Source organism: Arcobacter cryaerophilus gv. crypticus (genome assembly GCF_002993025.1).
Lineage (GTDB): Bacteria > Campylobacterota > Campylobacteria > Campylobacterales > Arcobacteraceae > Aliarcobacter > Aliarcobacter cryaerophilus_B.
In genome coordinates this window covers 151,197-166,111 of the sequence record NZ_NXGI01000005.1, presented here as the reverse complement: position 1 = coordinate 166,111, position 14,915 = coordinate 151,197, and the positions used below count along the sequence as shown (strand labels likewise).

18 protein-coding genes are annotated in these 14,915 nt (G+C 26.8%); 7 read left to right on the top strand and 11 right to left on the bottom strand.

Annotated features, from left to right (window positions below):
* Window positions 1-86 precede the first annotated feature (86 nt).
* Window positions 87-275, bottom strand: a complete 189-nt coding sequence (locus tag CJ670_RS04195) for a hypothetical protein (protein ID WP_066402957.1) — start codon at window positions 273-275, stop codon at window positions 87-89.
* Between the two features lie 106 nt (window positions 276-381).
* On the opposite strand from CJ670_RS04195, the gene pseB reads away from it, so the two are divergent.
* From pseB to CJ670_RS04170, 5 genes are read left to right on the top strand one after another with little or no spacing between them, the layout of a single operon-like run.
* Window positions 382-1,374: a UDP-N-acetylglucosamine 4,6-dehydratase (inverting) gene (pseB, locus tag CJ670_RS04190; RefSeq protein WP_105938968.1), complete on the top strand. Its 993-nt coding sequence runs from the start codon at window positions 382-384 to the stop codon at window positions 1,372-1,374.
* On the top strand, window positions 1,371-2,498 hold the full coding sequence (gene pseC / locus CJ670_RS04185; RefSeq protein ID WP_105938967.1) for a UDP-4-amino-4,6-dideoxy-N-acetyl-beta-L-altrosamine transaminase: 1,128 nt from the start codon (window positions 1,371-1,373) through the stop codon (window positions 2,496-2,498). The genes pseB and pseC overlap by 4 nt, the downstream gene beginning before the upstream one ends.
* Complete coding sequence (locus tag CJ670_RS04180) at window positions 2,499-3,863, top strand: RNA-binding domain-containing protein (RefSeq protein WP_207763610.1); 1,365 nt, start codon at window positions 2,499-2,501, stop codon at window positions 3,861-3,863. It abuts the gene before it with no gap.
* Window positions 3,853-4,554, top strand: coding sequence for a pseudaminic acid cytidylyltransferase (gene pseF, locus CJ670_RS04175; protein ID WP_105938966.1), 702 nt, complete (start codon window positions 3,853-3,855; stop codon window positions 4,552-4,554). The genes CJ670_RS04180 and pseF overlap by 11 nt, the downstream gene beginning before the upstream one ends.
* 15 nt (window positions 4,555-4,569) lie before the next feature.
* A complete protein-coding gene (locus CJ670_RS04170) occupies window positions 4,570-5,124 on the top strand; it encodes a hypothetical protein (RefSeq protein WP_105938965.1) in 555 nt (184 codons plus the stop codon).
* Between the two features lie 5 nt (window positions 5,125-5,129).
* On the opposite strand, the gene CJ670_RS04165 is transcribed toward CJ670_RS04170, so the two are convergent.
* From CJ670_RS04165 to CJ670_RS04130, 8 genes are read right to left on the bottom strand one after another with little or no spacing between them, the layout of a single operon-like run.
* Window positions 5,130-6,200 carry a 3-oxoacyl-[acyl-carrier-protein] synthase III C-terminal domain-containing protein gene (locus tag CJ670_RS04165; protein WP_105938964.1) on the bottom strand — a complete coding sequence of 357 codons (1,071 nt, stop codon included), beginning with the start codon at window positions 6,198-6,200 and terminating at the stop codon, window positions 5,130-5,132.
* A gap of 21 nt (window positions 6,201-6,221) precedes the next feature.
* Window positions 6,222-7,046 carry a hypothetical protein gene (locus CJ670_RS04160; protein WP_105938963.1) on the bottom strand — a complete coding sequence of 275 codons (825 nt, stop codon included), beginning with the start codon at window positions 7,044-7,046 and terminating at the stop codon, window positions 6,222-6,224.
* Complete coding sequence (locus tag CJ670_RS04155) at window positions 7,039-7,272, bottom strand: acyl carrier protein (protein WP_207763609.1); 234 nt, start codon at window positions 7,270-7,272, stop codon at window positions 7,039-7,041. Before CJ670_RS04155 ends, CJ670_RS04160 begins: the two co-directional genes overlap by 8 nt.
* Before the next feature lie 16 nt (window positions 7,273-7,288).
* Complete coding sequence (locus CJ670_RS04150; protein ID WP_105938961.1) at window positions 7,289-8,131, bottom strand: AAC(3) family N-acetyltransferase; 843 nt, start codon at window positions 8,129-8,131, stop codon at window positions 7,289-7,291.
* Complete coding sequence (locus CJ670_RS04145; protein ID WP_105938960.1) at window positions 8,128-8,889, bottom strand: SDR family oxidoreductase; 762 nt, start codon at window positions 8,887-8,889, stop codon at window positions 8,128-8,130. Before CJ670_RS04145 ends, CJ670_RS04150 begins: the two co-directional genes overlap by 4 nt.
* A complete protein-coding gene (locus tag CJ670_RS04140) occupies window positions 8,886-9,611 on the bottom strand; it encodes an SDR family oxidoreductase (protein WP_165785178.1) in 726 nt (241 codons plus the stop codon). The genes CJ670_RS04145 and CJ670_RS04140 overlap by 4 nt, the downstream gene beginning before the upstream one ends.
* Window positions 9,598-10,674 (bottom strand): 3-oxoacyl-ACP synthase III family protein, encoded by a 1,077-nt coding sequence (locus CJ670_RS04135; RefSeq protein ID WP_105938958.1) that lies wholly within the window; start codon window positions 10,672-10,674, stop codon window positions 9,598-9,600. The genes CJ670_RS04140 and CJ670_RS04135 overlap by 14 nt, the downstream gene beginning before the upstream one ends.
* On the bottom strand, window positions 10,674-10,892 hold the full coding sequence (locus CJ670_RS04130; RefSeq protein WP_105938957.1) for an acyl carrier protein: 219 nt from the start codon (window positions 10,890-10,892) through the stop codon (window positions 10,674-10,676). Before CJ670_RS04130 ends, CJ670_RS04135 begins: the two co-directional genes overlap by 1 nt.
* A gap of 92 nt (window positions 10,893-10,984) precedes the next feature.
* Between CJ670_RS04130 and CJ670_RS04125 the strand changes: the two genes are divergently transcribed.
* Complete coding sequence (locus CJ670_RS04125) at window positions 10,985-12,493, top strand: amino acid adenylation domain-containing protein (RefSeq protein ID WP_105938956.1); 1,509 nt, start codon at window positions 10,985-10,987, stop codon at window positions 12,491-12,493.
* Window positions 12,490-13,248 carry a GNAT family N-acetyltransferase gene (locus CJ670_RS04120; RefSeq protein ID WP_105938955.1) on the top strand — a complete coding sequence of 253 codons (759 nt, stop codon included), beginning with the start codon at window positions 12,490-12,492 and terminating at the stop codon, window positions 13,246-13,248. The genes CJ670_RS04125 and CJ670_RS04120 overlap by 4 nt, the downstream gene beginning before the upstream one ends.
* Here the strand turns inward: CJ670_RS04120 and CJ670_RS04115 are convergent.
* Together CJ670_RS04115 and CJ670_RS04110 are read right to left on the bottom strand one after the other, a co-directional pair.
* Window positions 13,241-13,888, bottom strand: a complete 648-nt coding sequence (locus CJ670_RS04115; protein WP_165785177.1) for an MBL fold metallo-hydrolase — start codon at window positions 13,886-13,888, stop codon at window positions 13,241-13,243. The genes CJ670_RS04120 and CJ670_RS04115 overlap by 8 nt on opposite strands.
* Window positions 13,864-14,913: an N-acetylneuraminate synthase family protein gene (locus CJ670_RS04110; protein ID WP_105938953.1), complete on the bottom strand. Its 1,050-nt coding sequence runs from the start codon at window positions 14,911-14,913 to the stop codon at window positions 13,864-13,866. The genes CJ670_RS04115 and CJ670_RS04110 overlap by 25 nt, the downstream gene beginning before the upstream one ends.
* Window positions 14,914-14,915 lie beyond the last annotated feature (2 nt).

Here is a 14,915-nt window from a genome sequence, read left to right as displayed (position 1 = left end):
CCTTTTTTAGTTTTCTTTGTTTGTTTATTTTGAAATCTTAGCACAATTTTTTAAAAGTTATTAGAAATATGTCAATTTGTAATATTTTACTCTTGATTTAAAGTTTTTACTGTTTCAATCACTTTTATATGGGAGTTTACTCTTTTTCTCATAGTGTGAGTTTTTATATGTTTTGCTAATATTTTTGTATATTTTTTGTAATTCCTTGAGTCTTTTTCAAAAGATGCAAGTTTTTTTTGTATTTTTAAAATGTCATCAGGGATAACTTCACTCATTTTTTTTCCTCTAAAAATATAAATCTATTATTGCATAATTTAATAAAATATTAAATAAATCCAATTTTCGATAAAATAGAAACTAATTTACACTTGAGGCAAAAATATGTTTAACGGAAAAAATATACTTATAACTGGTGGAACTGGTAGTTTTGGTAAAAAATATACAGAAATTTTATTATCAAAATATAGTCCAAATAAGATAATTATTTTTAGTAGAGATGAGTTAAAACAGTATGAGATGGCTCAAGATTTCAGTGCTAAATGTATGAGATATTTTATAGGGGATGTAAGAGATAATCAAAGATTAAAACAAGCTACTAAAGATGTTGATTTTATAATTCATGCAGCTGCTTTAAAACATGTTCCAATAGCTGAATACAATCCTATGGAGTGTATTAAAACAAATATTGATGGTGCTCAAAATGTAATTGAAGCAGCTTTAGAAAACGGTGTAAAAAGAGTAATAGCTCTTTCAACTGATAAAGCAGCAAATCCTGTAAATCTATATGGTGCTACAAAGTTAGCAAGTGATAAACTTTTTGTTGCTGCTAATAATCTTGTAGGAAATCAAGATATTAAATTTTCAGTTGTAAGATATGGAAATGTTGTAGGAAGTAGGGGTTCGGTTGTTCCTTTTTTCAAAAAATTAATCTGTGAAGGTGTAAAAGAGCTTCCAATAACAGATGAGAGAATGACAAGATTTTTTATAACACTTGAAGATGGAGTGAATTTTGTTTTAAAAAACTTTGAAAGAATGCAAGGTGGGGAGATATTTGTTCCAAAAATTCCATCTATGAAAATAGTTGATATGGCAAAGGCATTAGCTCCAAATTTAAGTCATAAAATTATTGGAATAAGAGCTGGTGAGAAACTTCATGAAATCATGTGTCCAGCAGATGATAGTCATCTAACTTTGGAGTTTAATGATCACTATGTAATAAAACCAACTATTAAATTTACAAGTGGGGCAGATTTTTCAAAAAATCTTTTAGGTGAAGTAGGAGTTCCAGTAAAGCAAGGATTTGAGTATAACTCTGGAAACAACACAAAATGGCTAAGTAGTGAAGAGTTTTTGAAAATGGTAGATAAAGCATGATGGATTTTATTCCTTATGGTAAACAAAGCATTGATGAAGATGATATAAATAGTGTTGTTGAAGTTTTAAAATCAGACTTTTTAACAACTGGTCCAAAAATAAAAGAGTTTGAAGAAGAACTTTGTAGATATACAGATGCAAAATATTGTGTAGCTGTTGCAAACGGAACAGCTGCACTTCACTTAGCTTCTTTAGTTTTATTAAATAAAGGCGATAAAGTAATAACCACTCCAAACTCTTTTGTAGCAACATCAAATAGTGTTTTATATGTTGAAGCAATTCCTATTTTTGTAGATATACAAGAAGATGGAAATATAGATTTAGATTTGTGTGAAGAGGAGCTTAAAAAAGATAGTTCAATAAAAGCCTTATATGTAGTTCATTTTAGTGGAAATCAAATAGAGCAAGAAAAGCTAAAATATTTGAAAGAAACTTACAATATAAAAATATTAGAAGATTGTGCTCACTCTTTGGGAGCTACATTTGAAGGAGTAAAAGCAGGAAGCTGTGAAAATAGTGATTGCAGTATCTTATCTTTTCATCCAGTAAAACATATAACAACAGGAGAGGGTGGAGCAGTTACCACAAACTCTAAAGAGATTTATGAAAAATTACTAGAGCTAAGAGCTCATGGAATAAAAAGATTTCCTGATACTGCTCCTTGGTACTACGAGATGCACTCTTTAGGATTTAATTATAGAATCACAGATATGCAGGCTGCTTTGGGAATTAGTCAATTAAAAAAATTAGATAGTTTTATAAAAAGAAGAAAAGAGATAGCTTTAAAGTATGATAAAGCTTTTTTAAATAGTTTTGTAAAACCACTTTATAGTTTTACTAATAACTCATCTTATCATCTTTTTGTTGTAAAAGTTGATTTTTCAAAATTAAATATCTCTAAAATAGAACTTTTTAACAAAATGAGAGAGAAAAACATAGGGCTTCAACTTCACTATATTCCTATAAATAAACAGCCATATTATAAATCTCTTGGATATGGAAACGAAGATACACCTATTATGAATATATACTATGATGAGTGTTTTTCGCTTCCTATGTATTCAAGTTTGAGCAATGAAGAGCAAGAGTATGTTATTAAAACTTTGTTTGAGATTTTAAAATAGATGCATAAACTTCTAGAGTCTCAAACTGTTGAGTTTAAACAAATATGGAAAGATGAATATTTAAAAACTATTTGTGCCTTTGCAAATAGTGAAGGCGGTATTTTATATATTGGTTTAAATGATGATGCAGTGATTCTAGGTATTGAAAATATTGAAGAGTTGATTGAACTTCTTCCAAATAAGATAAATAATCGTTTGGGATTAGTTGTAGATATTATTTTAAAAAATTCAAATAATAAGAACTATTTAGAAGTAAAGGTTAATAAAACCTATGCACCAATTTCATATAATGGTAAATTTTATATAAGAAGTGGAAGTAACACAATAGAGTTAAATGGTGGAAATCTTACAAACTTTTTACTAAAAAAATATGGTAAAACCTGGGATGATGTTGCTGAAGAGAGATTTACTTTAGAAGAGATAGATTTAAAAACTATTGAAAAGTTTAAAAAACTAGCAAAAGATAGAGTCCCTGATATTGTAAATGAAGATAACTTAGAAGAGCTTTTACGAAAATTAAATCTATATGATGGAAATTATCTAAAAAGAGCAGCCATTTTACTTTTTGGTAAAAATCCACAGCAATACTATATTCAATCGCACTCAAAAATAGGAAGATTTTTAAGTGAGACAGATATACAAAGTAGTGATATAGTAGAGGGAAATTTGATAAATCAAGTGGATATGATACTTGATATTTTAAGACTTAAATATCTAAAAGCATATATCTCTTATGAAGGAGTTCACAGAAGAGAAAAACTAGAGTATCCTTATGAGGCTTTGAGAGAAGCCATTATAAACGCATTAATTCATAGAGACTATACAAATACCTCAAATTTACAAATAAGAGTTTATGATGATAAACTAGTTCTTTATAATGGTGCAACACTAAATCCTGAAGTTCCAATTGAAAAATTTGATAAACCACATCAATCAAAACCATTTAATCCAACAATGGCATCTGTATTTTATAAGTGTGGATTTATAGAAAATTGGGGAAAGGGAACTATAAATATAATAAATGAGTGTTTAGAATATGGACTTCCAAAACCAACATTTGAGTATGAGTGGGAAGCTGTAAGAACTACTTTTTATAAAAGAGTGGAAAATGAGATAATAGATGTCGGTGTAAATGTCGGTGTAAATGTCGGTGTAAATGTCGGTGTAAATGTCGGTGTAAATGTCGGTGTAAATGAAATATATGAGTATATAAAACAAAATCAACCTATAAGAGCAAAGGCAATATCAAATCATTTCCCAAAAATAACTCAAAGAACAATAGAGAGATATATAAAACAACTTAAAGATGAAAATAAAATAGAATTTCGAGGAATACCAAAAACAGGAGGATACTATGCAAAATAGTTGTGTTGCAATAATTCCAGCAAGAGGTGGAAGTAAAAGAATTCCTAAAAAAAACATAAAATTATTTCATGGTAAACCACTTATTGCTTATAGTATTGAGGTTGCTATAAAATCAAAACTTTTTGATAAAGTTATTGTTTCAACAGATGATGAAGAGATAGTAAAAATTTCTAGAAGTTATGGGGCAGATGTTCCGTTTTTAAGACCAAAAGAGTTAAGTGATGATTTTACAGGTACGGGTGCTGTTGTAAATCATGCTATAGAATTTTTAAAAGCTCAAGGTGAAAAAATAGATTTCGTATGTACAATCTATGCCACAGCACCATTTTTGCAAGAGAAATATTTAATTGAAGCTTACGAAAAATTAAAAAATTCAAATGCAAGAAATGCTTTTTCTTGTACCTCTATGCCATTTCCTATTCAAAGAACTTTTAAAATAACAAAAGATGAAAGATGTGAAATGTTTTGGCCAGAGAATTTTTCTAAACGAAGTCAAGATTTAGAAGAAGCTTTTCAAGATGCTGGACAGTTTTATTGGACAAATTTAAATGTAAAATCAGATGATATTATATTTGGTAAAGATAGTATTCCAATAATACTTCCTAGATATTTGGTGCAAGATATTGATACACTTGAGGATTGGACTAGAGCTGAATTTATGTATGAAGCTATTTTAAAATCAAAAAACTAATACAGGAATAAGTTTATGAAAAAAAGAGAGATAAAAATAGTAAATTTTTTATACTTAGATGAAAAAAAATATAATAAAATTTTAGAATACAGGAATCAAGAGTATATTAGAAAAGTATCCATTAATGAAAATATTATTAGTAAAAAAGAACATAAAGACTATTTAGAATTATTAAAAAAGAAAGATAAATATTTTGCTTTTTTGATTATAAATAATGAGCAAGATTATGGAATTATTACTTTAAAAAAGATTGAAGATGATACATATTCAATAGGAGATTATCTTGTAAAAGAAGATTATAAATTTGAAGGGGGAGGAGTTGTTAATAGATTTTGTCTATTATATATTTGTAATAAGCTAAATATAAAATATATAACTTATGATATAAAATACTCGAATACAAGAGGTTTTAGAACAGGTTCAATAGCAAAAATTAACTCTTATACAGAAAAAGATGGTTTTTTTTCAGAGATAGCTGAAGTTTTAGATTTTTTCGATAAAGATATATTAAAGTCAAAACCAAGAAAACTATTTGACAAACTTTATCAAATAAAAGAGTGTCAAATATAGAGATTTTAGAAAGTTGTTATCAACATATCACAAAAATCAAACTCTCCTAAATTCATAACTACTCCAGAATAAGAAAGTCCTGCTCCAAATCCTGCTAACATACATTTATATTCATTTGAAAGCATCTCATTTTTTGTATTGTGACAAATAGCAACGGGAATAGTTGAGCTATTTGAATTACCATAAAAAGTTACTACATTACTTGGAACTTTTTCTTCTGAAACACCAATCTTTTGTGCTAATTTATCTACCATAAATTTATTTGGTTGATGAAAAAAATAGTAGTTTAAATCATCTTTTTGTACTTTTGCAAAGTCTAAAGTTTCATTTATATATTTTGGTACATCTTGCATTACATATTGAAATACTGCTTGTCCATCCATATGAACACAAGGAAGATAGCCATATCCACCATATTTATCACTTGCAAATTTTTGTCTTTCATCTTCAGTTAAAACTCTAAATCCCATAGCAGGAAAAACTAAAGCATCATAAGAATTTGCATCTACAATTGAGTGGAAATATATAGGAAGATTTTTATCACAATTTTCTAATATAGTAATACAAATAGCATCTCCTGAAAGAGGGTAAGAACTTGTATTACTTCTATCAGGGTTTCTTGCTAAAACATCTCCAGTTATTAAAATAACTTTTTTCATATTGTCATTATTCAAAAGCATAAATGCTTGTAATAAACCATTTGTAAAACCTGTACATTGCTGATTTGTATCAATACAAACGGTACTGCTATCTAAATCTAAACCACCCATTATTAAATTTGAAGTTGGTGGCATTAAAAAATCAGGTGTTGTTGTAGCAACAACTATTGCAGAAATTTCATCTTTATTTAAAAGTTTATTTTTAAACATATATTTTAGCCCAAAAGTTGCAACTTTTGAAACATAAGTATCAGATTTAAAAAATCTATGTCTATCATACCCCATAGTTTTTTGAAGTTTTCTATTTTGTTTTTCTGACAGATTATTGTATTTCATATCATCTTCAAAATTATATTCAGTTTCTGGAAGAAGTGCTAAAATACCCGATATTCTTTTACCATAAAATGTAGTTTTCATTTTCTTTTTGTAGCCTTTTTTTTATTTCTTATATACAAAAATATTACTTGTTAAACCATCTAAAGTAGCCCCAAGTTTTAGTGTAATCTTATAGTTTTTGATAGATGTATCAACCCAAAAATAACATCTTATCTGTTTATTTTGAATATTAAGCTGTTCAATATAATCAGAGTCTGCATTATAAAATTCTATTGTATATTTTGCTTTTCTATACTCTTTTTTTATCCAAGTCATTCTTGAATATAAAATTCCATGAGAATACTCATATATTTGTATATATACAATTTGATTCTCTATTTTTCTTATTAAAATAGATTTTTTATCTATTAACTCTAATAATTCATCTTCTGTTGGAATATCATCTTTTATTTTATCAAACTCTTTATGCATAATCTCTAGTAATTCATTTTTATCTTCAACTTTTGCGATTTCAAACATATCAAAATATTTATTTTCTTTATCTTGAAGTTTATTTGTACCAGAAAGCAATCTTGCAAACTCTGCACAAAATTCAAAACCTATAGAGTAGATTTGTTCTTTAATTTCTACTAAAAATCTATTGTTTTTTGTAGTAAATTCTAGTGATATTTCACTTTTATTTCTATATTGATCTAATAGAGTTTTGGCAAGTTTTATATCTTCAAAATTGTCTACCCAATAGTAAAACTTATAAAATCCATTTGCTTTAAAAAATACAAAAATAGAGTTATCTACGAGATAAAAATCTGCTTTGTTTTTTTCTATCCAATCACATATTTCATTAAAAAAAGAGAAACAATTCGTTTTTTTTATTCTTGAATTAATAATACTTTTTATTTCTTCAATGTGAGTATTATCTTTATTCAAAAGTTCCTCCACTTTTTACTATAAGATTTTCTATGGCTTTTATACTACAAAAATTTTCTGGTAAAATATCACTTCCATTTATACGAATATTAAATTTTTCTTCTAACTCTGTAACTAAAGTAAGAACATCAAAGCTATCAAGCATTCCAGATTCTATAAAATCAACCTCGTCTAAAAAATCATATTCTGGTCTAGTATCTATAAGTATTTCTCTAATCTCTTCCATTATTATTTTCCCTTTATTATTTTACACTATTGACATTACCATAAGCATAGCTAGTACCTAATTTATATTTATCGTAAGGTCTTGCTAAAAGTAAATTTATATCTTTATCTAAACATTTTATTGTCTCTTCAAAAACGCTTTTTCCTTTTACAAGGAATAGTTCTTTTTCTCCAAAAGAAATTTTATTTAAAATATTTTTATTTTCTAAATGATTTTGAAAATCTATTTTTACATAAGGAATTACTGTATCATAAAGAGTATACAAAAGATACTTTTCTTTTGATTTTAAACCATTTTCATCTATTATATTGCCTTCGAACTCTTTATCGTATCTATAAGGAACTTTATATACTGCTTCAACATAATGTAAAAAGGTAAAACACTCAGTTGGTTTTGCACCAAAAAATAAAAACATATTTTCATCGCTTTTTGACATAATATCAAATGAGCTACCTTCTCCACAAGAAAGATTAGATAAATTATGAAACTCTTCTGGAACTTCACCTATTACACAAACTGACATTAAGGGATCTCTTGTTCTAAAACTATTTTCTTGAGTTCTTGCATACTCATTTAAAATTCCCATAGTTGTTTTAGAATTTTTTATATCATAGTCTTCATAATTACAAAAACTAAATGTATACGTAGGAAATATCAAAGTTTTTACACCCAAAGAAATGATAGCCTCATAAAGTTTCGATATAAACTCTTTTCTTTTTACTAAAGGTTTCCCAAAACCTATATCTGTATGAATATAGAGTATTTTAGCTTTATTTGCACCAAGTTCTTTTAAAGTTTTAATAGCATCTTCGAGTGTAAATATTTGACCTTTAGTATCTTTGAACAATTCCATTTTCATATAAAATATCCTCCATCTATAAAATAATTTTCACCAACAATATATCTTGCACTATCACTTAAAAGAAATATTATCATATTAGAAACTTCTTTTGTACTTAATAGTTTCCACATAGGATTATAATGCTCTGGTAAATTAGCTTTTTCTACATCACTAGTTAATAATCTATACTTTTCTGTATCTTCTATCATTTTAGTTGCAGAAGAACCTATTAAAATACTATTTACTCTGATTCTTCTTTTTATAAGTTCTAAAGAGAGTGTCTTTGATATAGCATCAGCTGAAACTTTACTTATAATATAAGTCATTTGTGCTTTTTTTGATTTAAGTAAAGAAGATAAATATACTATTCCAGCTTCATCATTTGAATTTTGTTTTTTTGATAAATGTTTTATAATTTCCAAATAGGAGTAAGTATTTATTTTAAAAACTTTTTCAAATTTTTTATAGTCTAAAACTTTTAATGGATAAATAGCGGGTACTCCAGCACAATGGACAAAACCATCAAATTTTAAATTATTATACCCAACACAATTTGTAACTAAAGTAGAAATATCATCTATATTTTCTAAGTCATATAAAAAATATTTATGTTTTTTAGGTTCTTTCATAAGAGATATAGTCTCTTTTAGTCTATCTTCATCTCTTGCTATAAGAACTACTTTTGCTTCTAATTCACTTAAATGAATAGCAACTTCTCTTCCTAATCCTGAGCTAGCTCCAGTAACTAATATTTTTTTATTTTTAAAAGATATCATGATAAATAACCTCTTACATCAAAACATCTACCATAAACTCCACTTGAACAATCACTCAATAAAAATACTATTTGTTCTGCAATATTTTTAGGATCTATTGGTCCTGTTTGCATAAGATTAACCAGTTCTTTGGTTCTATCGTTCAAGTTTAATTCTTCACAATTTACTATAGCAGGACGAATAGCATTGACTCTTATATTTTTTGCAAAAAGTTCTTTAGCCATAACAACTATACTACTATCAATAGCTCCTTTTGAAGCACTATAGGCAAGCTGTCCTTTATCTCCATTTATAGATGCATATGAAGATAAAGCAACAATACTTCCACCATCAGATAATTTTTTATTACTAAAATTTCGAACCATCTCTGCAAAACCAAAATAATTTACCAACATTATATTATGTAAAAATTTATAATCTGTATTTTTAATTGGCATAGTAGGGATAAGACCTGTACTATAAACTAAACCATCTAATTTTATATTATCAAATTCAACTATATCTTTTATAAATTTAGAAACTTCATCAATATTTATAATATCAAATGATATTTTTCTATGTAAAGTTCCTTCTAGAAGATTAAAAACTTCATCTAATCTATCTATATTTCTACCACTAATAACTAGCTTTGCTCCTAATTTACTTAATAAAATAGCAGTCTCTCTTCCTATACCACCTGTTGCACCCATTACAAGTATTTTTTTATCTTTAAGATTTAGCATTTGCTTCCAATACCTTCTCTCTTCCTTCATCCCAAGTAATATCCGTTGATATGATTGGAAAAATATCTTTTGGATTTATATAAGCATCAGCAATACCTAAAGATAAACCTATACCAAAACCTGCCATAATAATAGGAACTTCTTTATCTTCATTATTTGAAGCATAATAATCACACATAACATTTGGAATAGTAGCTGAAGATGTGTTTGCATATCTATCAAGTGAAAGTGGAACTTTTGATTTATCTACTTTTATTTTTTTTGTAATTACATCTAGCATAGATTTATTTGCTTGATGAAGCAAGACTGTATCATAATCATCTATTGACATATCAAAAGTTTCTAAAAAGGATTTAAAAAGTTTTGGAACTTTTGTAATACTAAAAGTAAAGACTGCTAAACCATCCATATGAATAGCTGGGTCAAAAGTTGGATAGCCAACATAGGCATATCTAAGCCCTGTTGTAGCCCCTAAAGCTTTAAATCCACTACCGATTGTTTGTAAATCAAATCTAAAACCTTTTGCACCATCTTCATAATCTATCAAAGTTGCACTTCCACAATCTCCAAAAAGCAAATCATTTAAAGTTGGTGAAGTACTAACGGCTTCTCCTGTATCTCCAACTAAAAGTAAAACTCTTTTTAAATATCCACTTTGAAGTTTTGAAGCAGCAAGATGAAGTCCATAGACATACCCAGAACAACCAAGATTTACATCATAAGCCATACAATTTTCAGATAAACCAAGTCTATATTGTAAAGTACTAGAGGTAGTAGGAACACCATAATCAGGAGATTGTGTTATAAATATAAGAGCATCTATACTATTTTTATCAATATTTTTTTTCTTAAAAATCTCTTCTGCTGCCTCAAAACATAAATCAGATGTTATAGTTTTTCTATTTTTACTATAAAACTTTTGTTTTACACCAGCATCTTTTACAAATCTATCTACATTATCTTTATCAAGATATTGATAAAAGTCTTCAGCAGTTAATTTATCTGTTGGTACGGCACAACAAACAGCTGAAATTTTTACATTTTTTATATAGTCTATTGCCATTATTTCATACTATCTAATATATCTTGGATAGTCTTGAAGTTTTTAATATCTGTTGGATTCGCAACTATACCAAACTCTTCATCCATCATAACAACATAAGAAATAGCAGCTAAAGAGTCCCACTCTTCTAAATCATCAAGATTAGTTTCAGGAGAGAATTCACCAATTTCTAACTCTAATAAATTTGCTAATAACTCCAATTTTTTTTCTAATTCCATACTAACCCCTTTTGTTTTTTAATTTTAAATTATTATATTTAAGATAGAATAAATTTTGTATTAATATAAAGCTACTTTATAAAGGACTTATTATGAAAAAACATGTTTTAGAATATTTAGAAGATACAGTTAAAAAATTTCCAAATAAAATAGCAGTAATAGATGAAAAAGAAATTATAAATTTTATAGATTTACAACAGCAAGCTAAAAATATTACATATTATTTACAATCAAAAAATATAAGTAAAAATTTACCAATAGGTGTATTTTTACCAAAATCCATTGAAGCAATAAAATCTTTTTTAGGGATACTCTATAATGCTGATTTTTATGTACCATTAGATACTAAAAATCCATTTTCTAGAATCGAAGCTATTATAAAAAATATAGATTTAAAATATATTATAACAGATTCAAATAATGCAAAACTATTAAAAGATTTAAGTAGTCAAGTAGAGCTAATTTTGTTGGATAATATTAATATTACAGAAAAAATAGAGTTTGATTTTAAAAACTATAATTTATCAATAGATATGGATCCTGTATATATCCTGAATACATCTGGTTCAACGGGAATACCTAAAGGAGTTACATTACCACATAAAGCGATGATAGATTATATTGAGTGGGTTATAAAGGAGTATAAATTTGATGAAAATTTAATACTAGGAAATCAATCTCCACTTCATTTTGATATTTCTGCTTCAGACCTTTATATAACATTAGCTACAGGTTCAACGTTAGTTTTAATACCTGAAAGCTTATTTATGTTTCCTCCTAAATTGCTTGATTATTTGGAAGAAAAGCAAGTTAATTTTATCTATTGGGTACCATCAATTCTAACAACTATTTCTAAATTAGATTTATTAAAAAATAGAAATTTAGATATTAAAACTGTTTTTTATGGTGGAGAATTAATGCCTACAAAACATTTGATGTATTGGAAAAAACATTTACCAAATACAATTTATTCTAATTTTTTTGGTCCTACTGAAACAACAGTAATTTGTACACACTATATTTTAGATAGAGATTTTTCAGATGATGAGCCACTTCCTATTGGATTTGCTTGTAAGAATACAGATGTATTAGTTCTTGATGAACAAGATAGACTTGTAACAGAACAGAATAAGATTGGAGAGCTTTGTGTAAGAGGAAGCTCTTTAGCTCTTGGATATTATAATGAGCCAGAGAAAACTACACTTGCTTTTACTCAAAATCCTTTAAATAAAGCTTATACTGAAAAGATTTATAGAACAGGTGATATAGTTTACTATAATGAGAGAGGAGAACTAATTTATAAAGGAAGAAAAGATTTTCAAATCAAACATATGGGCTATAGAATAGAGTTAGGAGAGATTGAAACAGCAATTTTGGCTATAAATGGAGTAGATAATGCTTGTATTTTATATGATAGTGAAAATAAAAATATAGTTCTGATTTATGAATCATCTGTTAAAACAACTCAAAGAGATATTTTATTAGCTCTTCATAGTAAATTACCAAAGTATATGCTTCCAACTAAATTTATTTTACTAGAGGCAATGCCTTTAAATATCAATGGCAAAATTGATAGAAACAAATTAAAAGATTACTTATGAAACAAAAAGCTATAGAAATTTTTAAGAATAGACCAAAATATACAAATTGTTTTATAAATTATAATAAATTCCTAACTCTTATTGAAAATGAAATATTTTTTATAGAGAGAAATAATATTTTTATACTAAAAAGTGAAAATGGGATTTTTAAGTTTTTATATTTTGTAAATAGTTTAAAAGATATTGAGAAATCTGATATTTTTTTAAAAAATATAAATACTCCTATATCACTTGAGTTTGTTACAAAAGATATAAAAGATATTCCTAAATTTGAAGATTTTGGATTTGTTTTTTATAAGGTTTTTTCTAGATATTTTGTCAATAAGGAAAATAGAATATTACCTAAAAGTATAAAAAACTCAATTCAACTTGCAGATGAAAATGATATAGAAGAAATTCACAGTATGGCTATAGAGAATTTTGATCCATTATGTGATTTTATTCCAACAATTAACGAATTGGAAAACTTTATTCATAATAAAGAACTTTATGTAGCTAAGAATGATGAGATATTGGGATTTGCTCTATATTTAAAACAACCTTATGGTTATGAATTGAGAATTTTTTGTATATCTTCTAAATATCGTTCTATGGGACTAGGATATGACTTTGTTGCTAGTTTACCAAATGATAAGAGAATATGTAAATGTTGGATTGATGATAATAACTATGCTTCAATTCATTTAAACAAATCAATCGGCTTTACTATTGATGGTTTAAAGAATTATATATTTATTAGAAATATTTCTAACTAGAAAGCTTATTTTCTAATATAAAACTATCATAATGACCTGCAAAAACTTGCATTTTTTTATCTAATGAGTAAAAAAAAGGCATTGTAATATTCAAATAATCATCTCTTGTTTTTCTGCCACCAAGAAAAGAGGTATCAACTTTTTCAAATAAAGAATCACCAGTAAACAAGTAGTTATTTATATAAATACAACTACTTCCTTCACTATGACCTGGCGTATGTTTAAAGAAAAAAGTATTTCCATACCAATTTAAATTATAACTATCTTCATATTCAATATCTGCACTATTTATAGATATTTCTTCTATTTTTGAAGTTTGAGTTTTTTTCATAAAATCAAAGATTATTTCAGAAAATTTTGATAAGTTCTTTGATGAAGATTGTATATTCTTACTTGTAAGTTTTTGAGCAATTAATTTTGCATTATATTTTTCTCTTAGTTTATCAACTGCCATAATATGGTCAAAATGCTCATGAGTTAAAAAAATATACTCTAATTTTGTACCATCTAAAACTTTTTCTATTTCATCAAAGTTATTTGGGTCAATAACAATAGAGTAATTTTGATATATTAAAACATAACTATTAATTTTTATATCATTATTATTACAAGTTACTATTTTGATTGAAGATGAGCCCACTCTAAAACCGTACCTTTTTTTATATCTTTTGCTAATTTTATCCCTATAACTTTATCTCTATCAAAAGGAGAGATTCCATATCCTGGTCTTAACATATCTAAATCTTCTTTATTTATAATATCTTCAGCTTTTAAATCTTTATTTATATGTAGAGATCTAGTTGCCCAATATTTTTCTGGTACTTCATTTTGTGCCAAAATTTTTCTTTGTGTTCCAAATGCTACTTCTAAATCTCTAATTCCTATAACAAGATTTTTCATATCATTTGGATCCATACTAAACCAATGATCTGGTCCATCAAGATTTTTATCAATAGTGAAATGTTTCTCTATGATTTTTGCTCCAAAACAAACAGCCCCCAAAGAAGCAGTAATTCCTAAAGAGTGATCTGAAAATCCTATTATAAACTCTGGATACATCTGTTTTAAAGTCTTTATCACATTTAAGTTCATATTTTCCATTTTTGATGGATAATTTGCAATACAGTGCAATAAGCATAAATCAGTAGTGCCACTTTTTTGTAATAACTCTATAGCCATATCCATTTCAGGAAGTGTACATTTTCCTGTAGATAAAAATACTGGCTTTTTTGTAGCTCCAATAACTTCTAACATATCTACATAATTTACATCTGAAGAGGCTATTTTATATATTGGATTATCAAGTTCTTCTAAAAAAGCAACTCCTTCTACACTAAATGGTGTAGAAAAGCAAATAAGCCCCTTTGATTTTGCATAATCGTATATCTCTTTATGAATTTCTCTTTTTAGAGTTACATTGTCAAATAACTCTTTTAATGTTTGAGTTATTTCTCCATTTTGACCGATTGTTACAATCGCTTCTTTATGAGACAATAGCTCTTCTGTTGTATATGTTTGAAATTTTACAGCATCAACTCCACATAGAGCTGCTGCATCTATACATTTTTTTGCAAGTTTTAAATCTCCATTATGATTTGCACCAACTTCTGCAATTATAAAAGTTGGACTATCATTTGATATTATTCTATCTTCAATTTTTATCATAA